The sequence below is a fragment of the Psychrobacter sp. TB20-MNA-CIBAN-0197 genome (genome assembly GCF_040309765.1).
Taxonomy (GTDB): Bacteria; Pseudomonadota; Gammaproteobacteria; order Pseudomonadales; family Moraxellaceae; genus Psychrobacter; species Psychrobacter submarinus.
This window is the reverse complement of the sequence record NZ_JBEOPC010000781.1, coordinates 1-263: the sequence shown is the minus strand read 5'-3', so window position 1 is coordinate 263 and position 263 is coordinate 1. Positions and strand designations below refer to the sequence as shown.

The window sequence follows — 263 nt, the reverse complement described above, 5'->3', positions numbered from 1 at the left end:
ACAGGAGCAGATTCATGTCTGAAGTCCGTCATTCGCGAGTGATCATTCTCGGTTCCGGCCCCGCCGGCTACAGCGCTGCGGTCTACGCGGCCCGCGCCAACCTCAAGCCACTGCTGATCACCGGCATGCAGGCCGGCGGTCAACTGACCACCACCACCGAAGTCGACAACTGGCCGGGTGATGTTCATGGTCTGACCGGCCCGGTGCTGATGGAGCGCATGCGCGAGCACGCCGAGCGGTTCGAGACCGAGATCGTTTTCGAT

At 63.1% G+C, this 263-nt stretch carries 1 protein-coding gene; it reads left to right on the top strand.

What is annotated here, in order from left to right; genetic code table 11:
- Nucleotides 1–14: 14 nt before the first annotated feature.
- Nucleotides 15–263 (top strand): FAD-dependent oxidoreductase (locus AAEY83_RS15965; protein WP_351060539.1); only part of this gene is annotated, 249 nt, incomplete at its 3' end.